Here is an 18909-nt window from a genome sequence, read left to right on the forward strand (position 1 = left end):
CCGACAAGCATAAGACGAATCAACCGGAAAGGCGCCTTTTGCCTTTTTGGTTGGTTTGACTTATGACCTCGAGGGACTAGCCGCCGGAGCTGGATGTAACTAAAGCGCAGGCGGCTCGTTCAGAGGCGACAAGCATAAGGTGAACCTGCCGGAAAGGCGCTCTTTGCCTTTTTGGCAGGTTTAACTTATGACCTCGAGCCTCTAGCCGCCGGAGCTGGATGAAACTAATACTGAAAAAGAACTGACCATATGGCCAGTTCTTTTTCATTTCCCCGGGTTAACGTCTTATCTTTTATTAAACCCTTTCTTCTCCACGAATTCCTTCATATACATCCGCTTCTTACCAGACAGCATCTTGCCCATTTGCGCGGTCCAGCGATCCGATCGTTTCCCTGCGGTCCGGGCATGATAATAGGCTGAAATCGTTTCATCATAGCGGTCGAGCCCTTCCTTTAAGGACGTCTCATCGACATTATATGAATCCTCATGATAGACCGATTCCAACGGCAGCCTCGGCTTCACATCCGAATGTTGTTCAGGGATGCCGACAGCGAGTCCGAATAAAGGGATGACGCGGTCTGGCAGTCCCAGCAGTTCACTTACTGACTCCAGATCATTTCTGATCCCGCCGATATAGCAGATCCCAAGACCCATTGATTCAGCTGCAATGGCTGCATTCTGTGCTGCCAGGGATGCGTCAATGAGGGCCACCATGAATTTTTCCGTGCTTTCCAAAGAAGGAATCACGTCGGCTTCTCCCCATTCACCGATTTTTTCATGGCGGTATAAATCAGCACAGAATACGAAGAAATGACCGTTTGCTTCGACATACCGTTGATTCCCGGCAAGCTCAGCAAGCTTCTTCTTTTTCAGGGGATCCTTCACCCCAATGATCGAATACGCCTGTATATAACTCGATGTACTCGCAGCTTGTGCACTGGAGACAATCGTCCGGATTTGCTCCTCTGACAGTGATTCATTTTTAAACTCACGGATGGATCGATGTTTCAGGATGGTTTCGATGGTTTCATTCATTATGTAGTCTCTCCCTTCTCATTATCCTCTTAGTATAAGCTAAATAAAAAAAGGAATGAAAATCATTTGATTTTCATTCCTGCTTTTTATAACAGACCCGGATAATTCCGCTGCCTTAAGGCTTCATAGATAAGAATCGCCGCTGTGTTGGAAAGGTTCAAGGAGCGGACGTTTTCATTCATAGGGATGCGGAGTGCCCGGTCCAGGTTATTCTGGATGATGTCATCAGGAAGTCCGGATGTTTCCCTGCCGAAAATAAAGAAGTATTCTTTGTCTTCCACACTATAATCAAAGTTGGTGTGAGGGATTTTCCCGTACTTGGTTAAGTAGAAAAATTCACCGCCTTCGTTTTTCTCGAAGAACTCTTCGATGGAATCATAGTACACAATGTTTACAAACTGCCAGTAATCAAGTCCGGCGCGCTTTAACATTTTATCGTCCGTCGAGAATCCGAGTGGTCGGATCAAGTGCAGGGTTGTGTCGGTCGCTGCACACGTTCTTGCAATATTCCCTGTATTTGCAGGGATTTCTGGTTGATATAATACAACATGTACTCCCATGTCAATGTCACCTCATTCATAAAACTCTAAGTGACATTATACCATTTCTCCCCCATAGAACAAGACTTAACGGTCATCTACGATCGTAAAAAAACGATATTTCATATTAGGTGTATAGGCTGTTGAATCTTCGTATTTCCAATATCTCATCCGGCTATTGAAGGTATGGGCATTCACAAGGGGCTCTCCTGCGGCATCCTTCCCCGTGACAATGGTCGTATGATCAAAACGTCCGTCCCCTTCAAAGTCGTAGCAGATCACGTCCCCAAGCTTCAATTCTTTCGGATCATCCACAAGCCTCCCGCGAAGACCGATCGTCGAATTAGGGATATACCACCTCAAGGAATTCGCAACCGTCCAGCTGTAACTCCAGTTCTGATTCCGCATCCACCAGCCCTTCCCCTTGGTGGGATATCCACGCATCGGAGCATCCCCAGCATGAAGGCATTGCGAGATATAATTCGTGCAATCATTTTCGAACTTCTTGAATGCCGGGTTATAGCTGTTCCACCACCGCTCTGCATATTGAACGGCACTGAGACGGTCATACCGGTACGTCACTCTTTCTTCTTCTTCATGAGTTGCGCTCTCCTCTTCTTTCACACTCTCTTCACGTTGAATCTGGATTTCTCCATCTTTATACAAATTTTCATTGTAGAAGACAGCCCTTCGATTCTCCACTTCCTCTTCCAAATAGAGCAGGGCACCCTGCTTGATGAGATATTTATAATGAACATCATATAAAATGGTTTGAGTCTCATTGCTTTCTTGTGTAATACGGAGGACCTTTCCGGTTGCATCCACCTTCACGATTTCTGCATGGCGCTCCTGACAAGATGTTTTTTTCCTTCTTACTTTGTCACTCTCGTAATCTGATTGACTGCGAGAAGTATATTCTTCGATTACATGATGGACTTTTTCCATTAACAGCTTTCGAATCATCGTCTTCCCTCCTCACTAATTGATATGCTCCACTCAAACCATTCAAAACAAAAAAGGATAAACTCGGGGAGAATTGATGAGTTTATCCTTTGTTGTGTATGAAGTTTAGACCTTTTTGTATTTCATCTATGACTTCTTCATCCGTTTCAACCGCTTGCTGCATGAGGAGTGCTTTTTCCGCTGTTTCTCCGCCGATTTTCCCAAGGGCCCATGCGGATGTACCCCGCATGACGGGCCTCACATCTTTTTCCATTACATGGATAAGGTCATCTACGGCCGTATCATCTTTAAAGTGAGCAAGAGCAATGATCGCGTTTCGCTGTATGGGCTTCTTTCCTCTCCAGGAACCCGATACATGACCATATTTTTCTTTGAACTCGCGGTTACTGATGTTTAATAGGGGCTTCAACAGCGGTTTTGCGATTTCAGTGTCCGGCTCCATCTCTTCATGGAAATGAAAGTCCATCCCCTTATTTTCCGGACAAACGGTTTGACAGGTGTCACAACCGTACAGGCGATTTCCGAGCTTCACACGGTACTCATCCGCAAGAAACCCTTTTGTTTGGGTTAAAAATGCAATGCATTTTTGAGAGTCCAGCTGCCCGCCTTCAATGAGGGCCCCCGTCGGGCATACGTCCACGCATTTATTGCATGTCCCGCACTGGTCCTCCATCGGTGTATCCGGTTCGAATGGAAGATTCGTCACCATCTCCCCCAAATAGACATACGAGCCGAATTCAGGGGTGATGATGGAACAATTCTTCCCGCTCCAGCCGATCCCTGCACGCTCCGCCACGGCCCGGTCCACAAGTTCCCCCGTATCCACCATGGATTTGAAACGCGCCTGTGGGACTCTGGAGACGATATACTCTTCAAGCTTTGAAAGACGATCCCTGAGCACATGGTGATAATCCGTCCCCCATGATGCCCTGCAGAAAATCCCCCGTCTCTCCCCACGCTTGCTTTGGGGAGCATTTTTCATTTTGGAAGGATAGGCAAGGGCAATCGCGATGATCGATTTCGGTTGATCAAATATCAAGGAAGGATCGACCCGCTTCTCAATATCCTTCTCCTCAAACCCGGATTGATACCCGAGCATCTCCTGACGAAGGAGCCGGTTCTTCATTTCAGAGAACGCACCTGCCGTGGTGAATCCAATCTTATCTATCCCAATCTCTTTACTGTACGCAATGATATCCTGTTTTAATTGATTTATATCCATTGCCCCTGCCTCCTTTCTCGATTTTTTTAATTAAGCATCCGTGAAATAGCAATGTGTATTATGATAAACTATTTTAAAACAAATGTGGAGGGAAAATAAGTGGAAATCACAATTGATTCATCCATTACGAGTAAAATACCCGATTTCAAAGTCGGATTCATTCAGTACCATCATATCGAAGTGGGCCCTTCTCCTCAAATGCTGAAAGGCAGACTTCAGCTGTTTCAGGAATCGATCTTCTTTGATCTTCATGATAAGAGCGTCACTGAACTTGATGGGATTGCCGCATGGAGGGAAATCTTCAAGATTACAGGAAAAGATCCGAACCGCTACCGTCATTCAGCCGAGGCCCTTTTCCGTCGTGTTAAAAAACAAAACTATCTGACTACCATTAACTCTGCCATCGATCTCAATAACTTCTTCTCCCTTCAATACGAAGTGCCAATCGGCATCTACGACTGTGCGGGGCTCAAAGGTAATCACATCGAGTTAAAAGTCGGGGAAACAGGACAAACCTACACAGGGCTCAACGGTCGGGAAAACTCCCTCGAAAACCTCATCGTCGCCTGTGACGGGGGCGGACCTTTCGGAAGTCCATTCGTCGACTCTGATCGTGCACCTGTCGGGGAAGAGACGAAAAATGCCGTACAGATCATATTTTTGAAGCCATCCCTTTCTAAAGAAGAAAGCGGGAAACTGACGAAATCGTTGATGGATATCTTCATCGGGATTCATGGTGGGGAAGGTTCGTTTGAAGTGGTTGTTGGATAGTGAATTCTTCAACTCAATGTTGGCGGTGGCCGGGTTCAAACTGAATCCGGCCGAAATTCACCTTAATCCGGCCGTTCCTACCGGTTATCCAGCCAAAATCACGTTGAATCCGGCCATTTTTTGTGAAAATCCAGCCGTTTCAGCTAATAATCCAGCTAATTAACAATAAATGTAAACCCTAAGCAACTACTCGAGACAATCACACTTACTCCTAAAAAAAAGAGAGCCCCAAGGACCCTCTCCCTTCAAAAAAAACCTACACCCACCACATATCCGACGGCTGCTCCTCAATCAAGATCGATTTCAGATTCTTGACGGCACGGCCGAATCCTTCTTCAATCGACATGATCGGATCTTCATGCTCGATGCTTACGACATAATCATACCCGAATGTGCGCAGGGCACTCATCATATCCGACCATTCCTGCAAGCTGTGTCCACACCCCACTGAACGGAAGGACCACGCCCTTGTTTGGATGCTGCCGTATGGCTGCATATCGGTCAGACCGTACATATTGACGTTGTCCTGGTCAATGTATGTATCCTTTGCATGGAAGTGGTGGATCGCATTTTCTTTACCAAGGATCTTGATCGCTGCAACCGGATCGATTCCCTGCCACCAGAGATGGCTTGGGTCCAGGTTGGCTCCGATCGCATGGCAGGTTTCTTCACGAAGCTTCAATAACGTATACGGAGTATGTACAAGGAAACCTCCGTGAAGCTCGAGGCCGATTTTTACATGATGATCCTCTGCAAGCTTCCCGATTTCTTTCCAATACGGAATCAACTTTTCTTCCCACTGCCATTTCAGGATATCCCCGTATTCATTCGGCCAAGGTGAAACTGGCCAGTTCGGATGCTTGGCTCCTTCATGGTCCCCTGCTGTTCCGGAGAAGCAGTTCACGACAGGTACGTTCATCAACCCGGCAAGCTTGATCGTTTTCTGAAGCGCCACATGGGATTCTTCCGCAAAGGCAGCATCAGGTGAGATTGGATTTCCGTGACAACTGAAGGCACTGATTTCAAGGCCCCTTGACGTCACTTTCTCTAAGTACTCGTTTCTCTTTTCTTCGCTTTCTAAAAGGGCATCCAGGTCACAATGGGCATTTCCGGGATATCCTCCCGTCCCGATTTCCACTGTGTGAAGTCCGGCTTCTTTTACATAATCAAGCATTTCATCAAGATTTTTCTGTGAAAATAATACGGTAAATACGCCTAGTTTCATTTATACTTCCTCCTATTTCACTGTGATGCTCTTTCCGGTTTCACTGCTTTTATAAATGGCATCTATGATTTGGGACACCTGCATAGCTTCCTTTGGCTTCACAACCAATTCTTCTAACCCGAGACAGCTGTTGATAAAGTTCCGGGCTTGTGGAAGGCTCGGATCATCTTCACCGGGAACCCAATCCGCATCACTATTCAGAAGCAAGCCGTGCTTCATCTGATTCATCTGGAACGGGAATAGATCGATTCCTCCCGTCTCCCCTGAGATGCTCATGCTTTCTTCATCGCTCTTCACGTTTGCGGACCACGACGTTTCAAAAAGCATGGATGCACCGTTATCGAATCTGATATAAGCGGTCACGTGGTCATCGACTTCGAAGCTCTCTTTATCGAAATCTCCCCATTGATTCACTTGATCAGGCATTCTACTAAGTTTGTTATAGGTCGTCCCCGTCACTTCGACAGGTGCCGGATTCCCGAGAAGCCACAGGGATAAATCGAGGAAGTGACATCCGTAATCGATCAGGCTGCCGCCGCCTTGAAGCTCCTTATTGGTAAATACTCCCCAGCCCGGTACTTTGCGGCGACGGATTGCTCTTGCCCTTGCGACCATCGGTTCTCCGATTTCATCTTCCATGATCACCCGCTTCGCCGCACGTGAGTCCTTCATGAAACGATAATGATAGGCGATGGCCAGAACCTTTCCTGATTCTTCAGCGGCATCGATCATTCTTTCACATTCCTCAGGAGTCATGGCCATCGGTTTCTCGCAAAACACGTGAAGACCCGCTTCGAGGGCGGCAATCGTGATTTCCGCATGAAATTTATTCGGAGTACAGACCGTTACGGCATCCACATGCCCGAACATATCCCGATAATCACTGAACACGTGCGGGATGTTAAAGGTTTCTGCCACGGTTTGAGCCGTGACGGGATTGATATCACTGATTGCTTCAATAGATACTGAATCTGATAGTTTAATAAAAGTAGGGATGTGACGCGTCTGGGCGATCCCTCCGACGCCGATCACTCCCATCCGAAGTTTGGTCATCGCTCGCATTCCCCTTTATAGCTTTACAATTCGTTTGGATTCACTTGATTCAAGAGCTGCCAAAACAACCTCAAGTGATTTCTTTCCTTCTTCACCCGGTACGGGAGGCTCTGCATCATGAAGGATGCTGTGTACAAATTGATCGATCACGCGGGAATTTGATTGTCCTCCCTCGTCATTCGTTTGAATGCCGCCAAGTTCATACTTCACTACTTCCCCCGTTACATATTGCACGACAAGGGAGTTTACCGGATCATCTTCTAAACGGAGAATCGCCTTCTCTCCATATATGATGGTGGAGTTGTCTTCTTTGGATACATAGGACCAGCTTGCTGCAAGGGTACCGATTGTACCGCTTTCTGTTTTCAATACGCATACTGCCGTATCATCCACATCGGCATTTTCCTTTGCGCTAGTTTCCACAAAGGCGCCGACTTCGGCAAATTCTTCCCCTAAGATGTAACGGAGAAGATCCGTTTTGTGAACACCAAGGTCACCCATGGCACCGATGAACGCTTCATCCTTTTTGAAGAACCAGCTGTCTTTACCGTCAGCACTCCAGCCTTCAGGACCGCCGTGGCCGAATGCAGAACGGAAGCTGTAGATTTTGCCCACTTCCCCGTTTTCGATGAGCTGCTTCGCCTTTTGATGCGAAGGGACAAAACGCTGGTTGTGAGCGATCATCAGCTTTTTACCGCTTTTAACGGAGGCATCGATCATGCTTTCTGCTTCTTCACTTGAAGTCGCCATCGGCTTTTCACATAGTACATGCTTTCCTGCGTTCAGGGCATCGATGGAAATCGGTGCATGCAGGTAGTTCGGTGTACATACGCTCACTGCTTCCACATCAGCGTTTGCCAGCAGTTCTTTATAATTGGTATAGGCTTTAGCTCCGACTGCATCGGCGATTTTCCAAGCCCGTTCTTCGACGATGTCACACACTGCGACTACTTCAACGTTTGTATTATTTGCATATTCAGGAAGGTGACGGTGCTGGGCGATGCTTCCACATCCGATGACCCCGATTTTTAATGTATTCATGAATTTTCCTCCTCTATTATCAGTTTGATCCTTTGATTTCTTCGAGCGGTTTTGCATTCCCATATACAGGTCTTGGATGATCCACCGGTGCTGCCCATTTCACAGCATTGACGATGACCTTTTGGACATTTTCATTGTAATAAGTTGGATAGGTTTCATGTCCCGGACGGAAGTAAAATACTTTTCCGTTCCCACGCTGATACGTACACCCGCTTCTGAACACTTCTCCACCCTCGAACCAGCTGACCATCACAAGCTGATCAGGAGCCGGGATGTCAAAGTGCTCTCCATACATTTCTTCTTTTTCAAGTTCGAAATATTCCCCTAAACCGGCTGTGATCGGATGGCTCGGGTCGACGATCCAGATGCGTTCCTTCTCATCCGCTTCACGCCACTTAAGGTCGCAGGATGTCCCCATCAAGGTTTTGAAAATTTTAGAGAAATGGCCCGAATGAAGGACAATCAAGCCCATTCCGTCGAGGACCCGCTGTTTCACACGTTCGACCACTTCGTCCTTCACTTCCTCATGGGCAATATGGCCCCACCAGACCAATACATCCGTCCCGTCCAACACTTCTGTCGTCAAACCGTGATCACCTTCATCCAACGTAGCGGTTTTCACATTATAGGACGCTTCTCCGAGGAAAGAGGCAATGGCACCATGAATTCCTTCAGGATACACTTCCCTCACTTTCGGATTCTTCTGTTCATGACGATTTTCATTCCATACGGTTACGTTTATCATTGTAAAACCTCCAAGTTAAGTTTTTGCATGCCGGTATTCATTTGGTGTGAGGCCTGCATGTTTTTTGAATACTTTACTGAAATATTTTTCATTTCCATACCCTACACCATAGGCCACTTCGTAAATCTTCAAGTAAGGGTTCTCAAGGAGCTTCTTTGCCTTTTCCATCCGTATATTCGTGACATAATCTGTGATGGTCGCTCCATAATCCTGCTTAAACTTCCGGGAAATGTATTCCCTGCTTAAGTAGAACCTGTCGGCAATGTCTTGAAGATTGATATCCTCCTGGTAATGCTGCTGAAGATATTCCTCAATATACTGCATATTGTTTTTTTCCTTTTGATATTTAGCCAGTGTCAGCGTCTGAATAAGTTCGATAAACTCCTTGGTCTTTTCCTCTTTAAATTTCCTGAAGGAAAAGGAGCCGCCCTCCCTCCAATAATCCCTGCCCCGGTAAAAAGCTTCTTGACTCCTGATCTCGTATTCTTTCAACCAATTATTCCGCAGGATCTCAAACTGATCCTCCCACACCTGAATCTGGTCCAGGGAAAGAATATGACTGTTTTCTAATTTGGAAAAGATCCCTTCCAGCTGGGACTGAACCTGTTCCCTGCTTCCCGACCGAATCGCCCACTTCAATTCATTGGAGTGATCCAATAAATGGAGATGGGACCCTTCCTTCACATCCAGGTGGGTGACAAACTTCTTTTGGGCAAGCAGCGGGTGCCTGGAGTACACTTCAAGAGCGGATTCATAAGCTTCCTTCACCTTTCTCGACTTCCTGCCAAGAGCCATGACAGGGGAAACCCTTCCATATTGATAGATCAATGAGTGGATTTCCTCTAATAAATACGTTACATGCTTATGATTCCAGAAGAGAATAACAAGTTCTTCTTCTTTGTTGCTATTCCGGAAACAAACCCCATCGTTCTGCTTTCGCAAAAGCTCATTGCAAATATTGATGATGGTAAAAAAGGCAAGATCCCGGTCTCCTTGAAAGGACTTCATTACGATTGGCTTGATCGGCAGGAGTGCCACAGTCTTATGCAGCTTTTCGATGGACACACCGAACTCTTTTTCAACTTTTTCTGCCATCTCTTTTGCAATGCCCTCTTTCGAACAGAGGTTTGAGAAGAATCGATCCCAGTAAAGGGGCTTCACCTCATTCATGACCCGGCTTTCCTCTACTTGAGATTTTCTTGAGCGTGCCTGCTCATCCCATTCCTTCACCGCTTTATCCAGCGTATCATTCAGAACATCCGGTTCAATCGGTTTCAGAATGTAATCGAAGCTCTTATAATGGATTGCGTTTCTCATATATTCGAAGTCATCATACCCGCTCACGACAATGGTCTTGCTTGTCAGATCGGAGGCATGAAGCCACTTTAACAGGCTGATGCCGTCCCTCTTCGGCATCCGCATATCCGTGAAGATGATCTCGGGCCTGTGCTCTTTGATCAATTCGATGGCTTCGTCTCCATCTTCCGCCTCCAGGATGGTGTGAATGCCATGCTTATCCCATTCCGCCAACAAAAGTAACCCTTCACGAACATGCTTTTCATCGTCAATGATGATTGCTTTCATTTGCCTCACCCTCCATTCGTAATGGCAGCCTCATGGTGACCATAAAGCCTCCATCTTCAAGATTCTGAAGCAGCAGAGTGGCCTTATGGTCATAGTAAAGCTTCAATCTTACATAAACATTCTTCAGCCCGATATTGGTTTCTTCACCGGTTTTATTCCATGCATCTGCTTTGAAGTGCTCTTCTATTTCCCTTAGCCTGTTTTCTGTCACCCCTGCTCCATTGTCCCGTACGATCATCACGAGTTCTGTCCCATCCTGAAAACATGTCAGGTCAATCCTCCCCACTCCATCACGGATGTCGAACCCGTGCTTGAAGTAGTTTTCAATGAGGGGCTGCAGGATCATTTTGGGAACCCGGACCTTCTTCACCTCTTCGTCCACTTCGATACTGTACTCCAGGTTTTCGCCGAACCGCTCCTTTTGTAAAAGGAGATAAGCGTTCGTATAGTTGATTTCCTTGCTTAACGGAACCACATCCTCCTCCATATTCATCCCATACCTCATGATTTTAGATAAATGGGTGATCAGGGAGTATATTTGCGGAACCTTATTCTTAAGGGCAATCGTACCGATGGACTGGAGCGCATTGTAGAGAAAATGGGGGTTGATCTGCGACTGTAGAACCTTTAATTGATTCGTTTTGTTTTCAAGCTCCAGCTTATATTCCCTGTTGATCAAATGATTGATCCGCTCGATCATCTGCTGAAACCGATTTCCAAGGATCCCGATTTCATCAAAGCCGAATGATTCGGCCTGTACCTTCATATTCCCTTTTTCCACCTCCTGGATATTTGAAAGCAGTATCCGGATTGGAGAAGTAATTTTAAAGGAAACAAACAATGTCGCCAGCACCACGAGGGTCAATCCAAGGACCCCGAACAAAATATTGATTTTCGCCACACTAAAGGCGCTTTCATAAAGGTTCGCATACGATACCCTCTTCACCAAAAACCATCCGCCGGCGGAAGCTGGAAGCTGATCGTACATCATCACCCCGTTGAACGTATCTTCCTTCCACTCAAGAGTCCCAGAGACATCCTTTGACTCCATGATCCTCTTGATCCACTTCTGATTGTTTCCATCATCCGATACGTCGCGATCTGAGCTGTAGATCATTTCCCCTTCTGAAGATAGGAGGTAGAATTCCTCAGATTCAGGATTATAGAGGTTCCTGCTCAAATCGATGATTTTATCCGGTGAGATATCCAGAGATATATACGCCAGTACCTCATCACCCGGAACATTGCGGAATGCCCGATGGATTGTGATGATTTCCTTCGATCGGTTAATATTCTCTTCTTCCTGACTATAGGTCGGTTCAATGTACATGTTATATGGGCTTCGCTCAGCCTTCCTGAAGTATTCCCACTGTGAATCTTTTATTCTATTGGAGAACACGACGGTCGAACGCTTCGTTGCCGAAATGACCCGGTCACCGTCAGCGAAGGATATTCGAACCCCGTTGATTGTATCCCCTGTGTAGAGAATCGTTTGCACAATATTCTTCACGATGCCGATCGTCAGGTAATTATTCTCCTTACCCGGTGACCTCATGAAATTAATGAAATCGGGATTATTATAGAGGGACAGCGATAACCCGTTTAGCTCATTGATATAGCTCTCCAGGTTCACCTTACCCTGATAAAGGAGGTTACTGCTCTCCTTCACCACCTGCTCCTCAATCGAATCCTTCGTATACAAATATGTAATAATGATCGAACTGCCAAACGGCACGATCGTCGTAATCATCAACAGCGCAATCAACTTATTCCGAATGCTTGTCTTTAACATGAGGGACGGACCTCCCAGGTCTCACTTATACACTAGTATAAAGTGTTATTCCCCGCTCTTGGAAGTGTTTTTTCGAAATATTCCTACTAAACTTATTAAATAGAAAGCATGCCTTTAATAGACATGCTTTCCATAACTCTGTTTACTTCAAGTTATCCCATGTTTGTTGGAATCGCTCAAGTACAGTATCATAATCAATTTTTCCGGCTGCATACTCCTGGATGGTCGCAGCGAATTCTTTGTTCGCTCCATCCGGCCATTTGAACCAAGTCCAAGGAATCGTCTTCTCATCCTTAGAGTAGTCAAGGATGGATTGACCCAGGTCACCAAGACCATTCGGCTCGATATTATCAAATGCAGGGATGAACGCAAATTCTTCTGTGATATAACGCTTACCTGTTTCAGAAGAAACCATCCACTCCAAGAATGTTTTCGCTTCTTCAAGGTGCTTAGAGTTCTTATTCAATACCCAGTTATTCGGCACACCGACAGGAAGGCGATCTGCATTCTCGTCATTACTGATTGGAATCGGAAGGAAGCCCATGTTGATATCAGGATTGATCTCAGTGATCATGTTCTCTGTCCAGTTCCCTTGTTGAAGCATCGCTGTTTCACCAGAAGCAAACAACGTTACCTGCGTATTATAATCCGTCGTTAATGGATTATCATTGGCATATTTAAGCTCAGTGTCCAGTACCTCTTTGAACTGTTTGAACTTCTCGTTTCCTACAATCTTCTCAGATCCATCATAAAGTCCCGCAATGAATTTATCTGGATCTTCCTGCTGTGCAAATGGAATGTTCAGTAAATGCTGACCGATTACCCACCACTCGCCGTAACCAGCTGAGAACGGAGTGATTTTCTTCGCTTGGAGCTTCTTCGCTGCATCTTTCAACTCATCAATCGTTTTAGGAGGCTCAGTGATGCCTGCTTTTTCAAATAAATCTTTGTTGTAAACAAAACCATACCCTTCCAAGTTAACAGGCATACCATAAAGCTTGCCGTCCTCATCCGTCATCGGAACTTTCCCGATCGGAAGGACATGCTCAACCCAAGGCTCACCAGAAAGATCCGCAAGCTTCTCTTTCCAAAGTTCTAATTCTTTGAATCCACCATTGTTGAAAATATCCGGCTCTTCACCTGAAGCAAATTTCGCTTTAAGGGCAGCACCGTAATCGGCACCTCCACCAACGGTTTCAAGCTTGATCTTAATATTCGGATGCTCAGCTTCGAATTCTTTGATCATTTCCTGAAGCTGATCGGCAATTTCAACCTTGAACTGGAAGAAATTCAGTGTCACAACATCATCACCTGAACCGGAATCCCCGCCTGAGCTGCTTGTTTTGTCTTTAGAAGAACATCCTGCAATAATTCCAAATACTAAAACCAAAGACATACAAAGTAATAAAATACGTTTCATAAATGGATTGACCTCCCTGATATAAAATATTTTATATAAATTTCTGTATCAATGATAGACCATCTCGACAGAAATTTTATATCTACTTGATCGAACCTGATGCAATCCCTTTGATGATATGCTTCTGTAAAAATAAGAAGAAAATGATGACTGGTGTTATACCAAGCACCAATGCTGCAAGGCCCATATCCCATTGCTTCGTATACTGCGCAAAGAACGAGCTTGCCGCAAGTGGAATCGTACGCAGCTCCGCATCCTGTAAAACAAGAAGGGGAAGAAGATAGTCATTCCAAATCCACAATGTGTTCAAAATGATCACAGTAACCGTGATCGGCTTCAGTAATGGGAAGACGATTCTCCAAAACACGCCAAACTGACTGCAGCCGTCTATCATCGCTGATTCCTCGATTTCAATCGGGACGGTTTTTACAAATCCGTGATATAAAAAGAGGGACAGTGGCACTCCGAATCCAAAGTACATGATAATGAGACCAGGAATGCTATTTGTCAGCCCCAACGTCCCCCCAACCTTCATCAAGGGAATCATGACCGTCTGGAATGGAATCACCATGGCGGATACAAATATGACAAATAGGATCTTACTGAACTTCCCTGGTGTGCGAACCATCTTCCATGCTGCCATGGAACTGATGATCACCAAACCGAGATTACTGAAAACCGTGATGATGAGGGAATTCCAGAAAGCACGTGGGAAATTAATGACCTCCCATACTTTTGCATAGTTAGAAAACATGAATTCCTTCGGCCACGCTGCAGCATCAATCAAAATCGCAGCAAATGGTTTCACCGAGTTAACTAGTACAAAGTAGAATGGGATAAGGAAAATGAGCCCGATGACAATCCCGATGATCTCTAATACAAATGTTCTCTTCGTATAGCGATTGCCCATTATGCCTCAACCTCCTTCTTCTTCGTCACCATCACTTGAACCGTCGTAAACACAGCCACTACCACGAAGAACAGGATCGATTTCGCTGTACCAAGTCCATAACGGTTATTCTGGAATGCTTCCTGATAAATATTGATCGCTACAGATTGTGTGGAGTTAAATGGCCCACCGCCTGTTAGCGATATGTTCAAATCGAATATTTTAAATGCCATGGAAATCGTCAAGAAGAAACAAATTGTGAAAGCAGGTAGGATCAATGGAATGATGATTTTAGTCAGAAGCGTCCAATTCGATGCCCCATCTATTTTCGCTGCTTCAAGAAGGGAATTGTCCACCCCTTGCAACGCGGCCACGTAAATGACCATCATGTATCCGGAGATCTGCCAAGCAAATACGATGACAATACCCCAGAAGGCTGTTTTCTCATCACCAAGCCAAGGCATTTTAAAGAATCCGATATCCGTCATATTGCCGAGTGATGCAAATCCTTTTACAAAAATGAACTGCCATATGAACCCGAGTAACAATCCACCAATGACGTTGGGGATAAAGAATACCGTCCTCAGGATATTGCGAGTCTTCAATGCGGCATTCAACAACAGAGCAAATCCGAATCCTATCAAGTTACTGATGATCACTGCCGCAAACATAAACTTCGTCGTGAACATGAATGAATTGAAAAACGTCTTATCATCCGTGAAGATCTTTTTGTAGTTATCAAACCCAACCCACTCAACAACCGAACTGACACCATTCCATGAGGTGAAGGAATAATACACACCCATCAAGAAAGGAAGAATCTGAATCACTAAGAAAAATAAAATTGCCGGTCCTACAAAGGCAGCGTACGTCAGCAAGCTCTTATACTTAAACTTCTTCTTCGTCACTGCCTTCATTTGTACATCTGGGCTTACTGGTCCAGTCTGAATCTTTGGTTCCACCCGTATCACCACCCCTAAACTTGTAATCGCTTTCTTTCATTATAATGGTAGCGCTTTCTTAAAAAGGGGAACTCAATTGACGAAGAAGGTGCAAAATTTTGACTAGATGGGTTTTGTTATGGTGGGTCGTGGGTAAATGAAAAGGTTGTGACTTTTGGGTAGAGGTTAGTTAAGCAAATTTTAAACAATAAAAAAGACTTCCTCATAAAGAGAAAGTCTGTCGTATGTAAGTTGGAGCGGGTGAAGGGAATCGAACCCTCATCATCAGCTTGGAAGGCTGAGGTTTTACCACTAAACTACACCCGCGATGTGGTACCGGTGGCCGGGATCGAACCGGCACTCCAGAGGAACACGATTTTGAGTCGTGCGCGTCTGCCAATTCCGCCACACCGGCATTACATATGGAGGCGGCAACCGGATTTGAACCGGTGATCAGGGTTTTGCAGACCCATGCCTTACCACTTGGCTATGCCGCCATATTATTGGAGCGGAAGACGGGATTCGAACCCGCGACCCCCACCTTGGCAAGGTGGTGTTCTACCACTGAACTACTTCCGCACTACTGGGCTAGCTGGATTCGAACCAACGCATGTCGCAGTCAAAGTGCGATGCCTTACCGCTTGGCTATAGCCCACTGATAGTATATGTCACGGAAATAAAAATGTGACTTTTATGGGGCGACTGATGGGAATCGAACCCACGAATGCCTGAACCACAATCAGGTGCGTTAACCACTTCGCCACAATCGCCATGTTAATAAAGAAAATTGGCAGGGGTAGTAGGAATCGAACCCACACCAAAGGTTTTGGAGACCTTCGTTCTACCTTTAAACTATACCCCTATGATATATATTAGTATTTCAAAAACCACAATGGTACTTAGATTATAATGCTCCGCTTCGCTGCGCGTGGTTTAAGGAAGATTATTTTACTCCGCTGTCGCTTCGTAAAAAATCTTGGTGGAGGGGGGCAGATTCGAACTGCCGAACCCGAAGGAGCGGATTTACAGTCCGCCGCGTTTAGCCACTTCGCTACCCCTCCAGCTAAATCACTTGACTGGTGCCGGCAAGAGGACTTGAACCCCCAACCTACTGATTACAAGTCAGTTGCTCTACCAGTTGAGCTACACCGGCATCAAGTAAATAAATGGTGGCTCAGGACGGAATCGAACCGCCGACACATGGATTTTCAGTCCATTGCTCTACCAACTGAGCTACTGAGCCAAATTTAGTATGCATCCTACAATTAGAATGTAGTAGTCCATCGTCCAGCTCTCAGGAAGCTGAATCAAGGAGTTGCTCGAGCTGTACGCTGATGTTTACTCGATGAAGCTTATTCATCGTGCTCTACCAACTGAGCTACTGAGCCAAATAGTTTTCGGCTTCCGCTAAGCTTCGAATCTCTTCGTCAGCTCACTCAGTCACATCCTCACGTATGTTAAATACGCTCCGGTGTTCCTTCGATCGCTTCCTCGACCTTCTCGCTTATCGAAACCCTTTTCCTTTTCAAAAAACAATGGCGGTCCGGACGGGACTCGAACCCGCGACCTCCTGCGTGACAGGCAGGCATTCTAACCAACTGAACTACCGGACCAGAGTTTTTTGCGTAAGCAAAATAACTTTCATTACCTTCGCGCTAGCGAAAATAACTATCCTTGCGTCACTCATAAAAGATTAAAGTTAATCTCTTACTAATAACAAGCAAAAATGGTATTGCGGGGACAGGATTTGAACCTGCGACCTTCGGGTTATGAGCCCGACGAGCTACCGAACTGCTCCACCCCGCGACGATACGAAATGTTATGTTACACATAATAATTAAGGAAGATTATTTTACTCCGCTTACGCTTCGTAAAAAATCATGGTGGAGGATGACGGGATCGAACCGCCGACCCTCTGCTTGTAAGGCAGATGCTCTCCCAGCTGAGCTAATCCTCCAAATTACATGGTAAGTTATTTAACTTTTGTAAAAAACTTTGGTGACCCATACGGGATTCGAACCCGTGTTACCGCCGTGAAAGGGCGGTGTCTTAACCGCTTGACCAATGGGCCTTAGTAAAAATATAATGGCGGAGAGCAAGGGATTTGAACCCTTGAGACAGCGTTAACCGTCTACACGATTTCCAATCGTGCTCCTTCGGCCACTCGGACAGCTCTCCATATATTGGCTCCGCAGGCAAGATTCGAACTTGCGACCGATCGGTTAACAGCCGATAGCTCTACCACTGAGCTACTGCGGAACGATATGCCTGGCGACGTCCTACTCTCACAGGGGGAGATCCCCCAACTACCATCGGCGCTGAAGAGCTTAACTTCCGTGTTCGGCATGGGAACGGGTGTGACCTCTTCGCCATTGTCACCAGACTATGTATTGTCTCTTTTTTAAGGACAAGTACTATTATATCGTGTAGATAATTTTTTTCAAGGATTTTTTATATTTTCATATAAAATTTATTCCTTCAAAACTAGATAAAGAATTGATGTCAAGAAAGCCGAATATCGACCAATTGTTGTTCATTAAAATAATGACTCTTTGTGGTTAAGTCCTCGATCGATTAGTATCAGTCAACTCCACATGTCGCCATGCTTCCATCTCTGACCTATCTACCTAGTCATCTTCTAGGGATCTTACTCACTTACGTGATGGGAAATCTCATCTCGAGGGGGGCTTCATGCTTAGATGCTTTCAGCACTTATCCCTTCCGCACATAGCTACCCAGCGATGCCTTTGGCAAGACAACTGGTACACCAGCGGTGCGTCCATCCCGGTCCTCTCGTACTAAGGACAGCTCCTCTCAAATTTCCTGCGCCCACGACGGATAGGGACCGAACTGTCTCACGACGTTCTGAACCCAGCTCGCGTACCGCTTTAATGGGCGAACAGCCCAACCCTTGGGACCGACTACAGCCCCAGGATGCGATGAGCCGACATCGAGGTGCCAAACCTCCCCGTCGATGTGGACTCTTGGGGGAGATAAGCCTGTTATCCCCGGGGTAGCTTTTATCCGTTGAGCGATGGCCCTTCCATGCGGAACCACCGGATCACTAAGCCCGACTTTCGTCCCTGCTCGACTTGTAGGTCTCGCAGTCAAGCTCCCTTGTGCCTTTACACTCTGCGAATGATTTCCAACCATTCTGAGGGAACCTTTGGGCGCCTCCGTTACTCTTTAGGAGGCGACCGCCCCAGTCAAACTGCCCACCTGACACTGTCTCCCACCCCGATAAGGGGCGCGGGTTAGAATTTCAATACAGCCAGGGTAGTATCCCACCGATGCCTCCACCGAAGCTGGCGCTCCGGTTTCCAAGGCTCCTACCTATCCTGTACAAGCTGTACCAAAATTCAATATCAGGCTACAGTAAAGCTCCACGGGGTCTTTCCGTCCTGTCGCGGGTAACCTGCATCTTCACAGGTACTATAATTTCACCGAGTCTCTCGTTGAGACAGTGCCCAGATCGTTACGCCTTTCGTGCGGGTCGGAACTTACCCGACAAGGAATTTCGCTACCTTAGGACCGTTATAGTTACGGCCGCCGTTTACTGGGGCTTCGATTCGCACCTTCGCTTGCGCTAAGCACTCCTCTTAACCTTCCAGCACCGGGCAGGCGTCAGCCCCTATACTTCGCCTTACGGCTTCGCAGAGACCTGTGTTTTTGCTAAACAGTCGCCTGGG

Annotated in this window: 15 protein-coding genes, 16 tRNA genes, 2 rRNA genes and 1 pseudogene (1 of these 34 cut by a window edge); 2 read left to right on the forward strand and 32 right to left on the reverse strand. The window is 46.1% G+C overall.

Translation table 11 applies throughout. The features are described 5' to 3' along the window. Positions 1-285 precede the first annotated feature (285 nt). The 5 genes and pseudogenes from nfsA to queG all read right to left on the reverse strand — a co-directional run bounded on the left by nfsA (position 286) and on the right by queG (position 3759). On the reverse strand, positions 286-1035 hold the full coding sequence (gene nfsA, locus ATG71_RS20345; protein ID WP_098441229.1) for an oxygen-insensitive NADPH nitroreductase: 750 nt from the start codon (positions 1033-1035) through the stop codon (positions 286-288). Between the two features lie 86 nt (positions 1036-1121). Beyond that, complete coding sequence (gene trmL / locus ATG71_RS20350; protein WP_098441230.1) at positions 1122-1595, reverse strand: tRNA (uridine(34)/cytosine(34)/5-carboxymethylaminomethyluridine(34)-2'-O)-methyltransferase TrmL; 474 nt, start codon at positions 1593-1595, stop codon at positions 1122-1124. A 16-nt stretch (positions 1596-1611) separates the two neighbouring features. Continuing rightward, positions 1612-1656, reverse strand: a pseudogene (locus ATG71_RS24035) (hypothetical protein); the annotation flags it as partial. 5 nt (positions 1657-1661) lie between these two features. After that, positions 1662-2534, reverse strand: coding sequence for an amidase domain-containing protein (locus tag ATG71_RS20355; protein ID WP_483295348.1), 873 nt, complete (start codon positions 2532-2534; stop codon positions 1662-1664). Positions 2535-2619: 85 nt separating this feature from the next. Next, on the reverse strand, positions 2620-3759 hold the full coding sequence (queG, locus tag ATG71_RS20360) for a tRNA epoxyqueuosine(34) reductase QueG (RefSeq protein WP_098441232.1): 1140 nt from the start codon (positions 3757-3759) through the stop codon (positions 2620-2622). Between the two features lie 99 nt (positions 3760-3858). On the opposite strand from queG, the gene ATG71_RS20365 reads away from it, so the two are divergent. Together ATG71_RS20365 and ATG71_RS20370 are read left to right on the forward strand one after the other, a co-directional pair. Further along, complete coding sequence (locus tag ATG71_RS20365; protein WP_098441233.1) at positions 3859-4530, forward strand: B3/B4 domain-containing protein; 672 nt, start codon at positions 3859-3861, stop codon at positions 4528-4530. Then, a complete protein-coding gene (locus ATG71_RS20370; RefSeq protein ID WP_098441234.1) occupies positions 4511-4693 on the forward strand; it encodes a hypothetical protein in 183 nt (60 codons plus the stop codon). The genes ATG71_RS20365 and ATG71_RS20370 overlap by 20 nt, the downstream gene beginning before the upstream one ends. Positions 4694-4786: 93 nt before the next feature. Here the strand turns inward: ATG71_RS20370 and ATG71_RS20375 are convergent, their stop codons facing one another. From ATG71_RS20375 to ATG71_RS20505, 27 genes are all read right to left on the reverse strand, one after another. After that, entirely contained in the window at positions 4787-5755 is a 969-nt protein-coding gene (locus ATG71_RS20375) for a sugar phosphate isomerase/epimerase family protein (protein ID WP_098441235.1), read from the reverse strand. Positions 5756-5767: 12 nt separating this feature from the next. Further along, a complete protein-coding gene (locus ATG71_RS20380; RefSeq protein WP_098441236.1) occupies positions 5768-6808 on the reverse strand; it encodes a Gfo/Idh/MocA family protein in 1041 nt (346 codons plus the stop codon). A gap of 15 nt (positions 6809-6823) precedes the next feature. Further along, a complete protein-coding gene (locus tag ATG71_RS20385; RefSeq protein WP_098441237.1) occupies positions 6824-7849 on the reverse strand; it encodes a Gfo/Idh/MocA family protein in 1026 nt (341 codons plus the stop codon). A 19-nt stretch (positions 7850-7868) separates the two neighbouring features. Then, positions 7869-8594, reverse strand: coding sequence for a ThuA domain-containing protein (locus ATG71_RS20390; protein WP_098441238.1), 726 nt, complete (start codon positions 8592-8594; stop codon positions 7869-7871). A gap of 15 nt (positions 8595-8609) precedes the next feature. Further along, positions 8610-10178 (reverse strand): response regulator, encoded by a 1569-nt coding sequence (locus ATG71_RS20395; protein WP_098441239.1) that lies wholly within the window; start codon positions 10176-10178, stop codon positions 8610-8612. Continuing rightward, entirely contained in the window at positions 10159-11970 is a 1812-nt protein-coding gene (locus ATG71_RS20400) for a sensor histidine kinase (RefSeq protein WP_098441240.1), read from the reverse strand. The genes ATG71_RS20395 and ATG71_RS20400 overlap by 20 nt, the downstream gene beginning before the upstream one ends. 142 nt (positions 11971-12112) lie before the next feature. Further along, a complete protein-coding gene (locus ATG71_RS20405; protein ID WP_098441241.1) occupies positions 12113-13390 on the reverse strand; it encodes an ABC transporter substrate-binding protein in 1278 nt (425 codons plus the stop codon). An 82-nt stretch (positions 13391-13472) separates the two neighbouring features. Then, positions 13473-14300 carry a carbohydrate ABC transporter permease gene (locus tag ATG71_RS20410; RefSeq protein ID WP_098441242.1) on the reverse strand — a complete coding sequence of 276 codons (828 nt, stop codon included), beginning with the start codon at positions 14298-14300 and terminating at the stop codon, positions 13473-13475. Then, complete coding sequence (locus ATG71_RS20415; RefSeq protein ID WP_179886663.1) at positions 14300-15196, reverse strand: carbohydrate ABC transporter permease; 897 nt, start codon at positions 15194-15196, stop codon at positions 14300-14302. Before ATG71_RS20415 ends, ATG71_RS20410 begins: the two co-directional genes overlap by 1 nt. Before the next feature lie 277 nt (positions 15197-15473). Next, positions 15474-15547: transfer RNA gene (locus tag ATG71_RS20420), tRNA-Gly, on the reverse strand. A 4-nt stretch (positions 15548-15551) separates the two neighbouring features. Then, a tRNA-Leu gene (locus tag ATG71_RS20425) sits at positions 15552-15635 on the reverse strand. An 8-nt stretch (positions 15636-15643) separates the two neighbouring features. Next, positions 15644-15717 (reverse strand) — tRNA-Cys (locus ATG71_RS20430). Positions 15718-15724: 7 nt separating this feature from the next. Next, a tRNA-Gly gene (locus ATG71_RS20435) sits at positions 15725-15799 on the reverse strand. Positions 15800-15803: 4 nt separating this feature from the next. Further along, positions 15804-15875 (reverse strand) — tRNA-Gln (locus tag ATG71_RS20440). A 39-nt stretch (positions 15876-15914) separates the two neighbouring features. Beyond that, positions 15915-15990: transfer RNA gene (locus tag ATG71_RS20445), tRNA-His, on the reverse strand. An 18-nt stretch (positions 15991-16008) separates the two neighbouring features. Further along, positions 16009-16082 (reverse strand) — tRNA-Trp (locus ATG71_RS20450). Positions 16083-16197: 115 nt separating this feature from the next. After that, positions 16198-16281, reverse strand: a tRNA-Tyr gene (locus tag ATG71_RS20455). A 16-nt stretch (positions 16282-16297) separates the two neighbouring features. Then, a tRNA-Thr gene (locus tag ATG71_RS20460) sits at positions 16298-16373 on the reverse strand. 14 nt (positions 16374-16387) lie between these two features. Next, a tRNA-Phe gene (locus tag ATG71_RS20465) sits at positions 16388-16463 on the reverse strand. A 293-nt stretch (positions 16464-16756) separates the two neighbouring features. After that, positions 16757-16833 (reverse strand) — tRNA-Asp (locus ATG71_RS20470). Positions 16834-16952: 119 nt separating this feature from the next. Beyond that, positions 16953-17026, reverse strand: a tRNA-Met gene (locus tag ATG71_RS20475). Positions 17027-17101: 75 nt separating this feature from the next. Then, a tRNA-Val gene (locus ATG71_RS20480) sits at positions 17102-17177 on the reverse strand. A 39-nt stretch (positions 17178-17216) separates the two neighbouring features. Beyond that, positions 17217-17291: transfer RNA gene (locus ATG71_RS20485), tRNA-Glu, on the reverse strand. Positions 17292-17306: 15 nt separating this feature from the next. After that, a tRNA-Ser gene (locus ATG71_RS20490) sits at positions 17307-17398 on the reverse strand. A 6-nt stretch (positions 17399-17404) separates the two neighbouring features. After that, a tRNA-Asn gene (locus tag ATG71_RS20495) sits at positions 17405-17479 on the reverse strand. A 7-nt stretch (positions 17480-17486) separates the two neighbouring features. After that, positions 17487-17603: ribosomal RNA gene (gene rrf, locus ATG71_RS20500) — 5S ribosomal RNA — on the reverse strand. Positions 17604-17774: 171 nt separating this feature from the next. Next, a 23S ribosomal RNA gene (locus ATG71_RS20505) occupies positions 17775-18909 on the reverse strand (it continues 1802 nt past the right edge of the window).

This window comes from Bacillus sp. es.034, from assembly GCF_002563655.1.
GTDB lineage: Bacteria > Bacillota > Bacilli > Bacillales > Bacillaceae_B > Rossellomorea.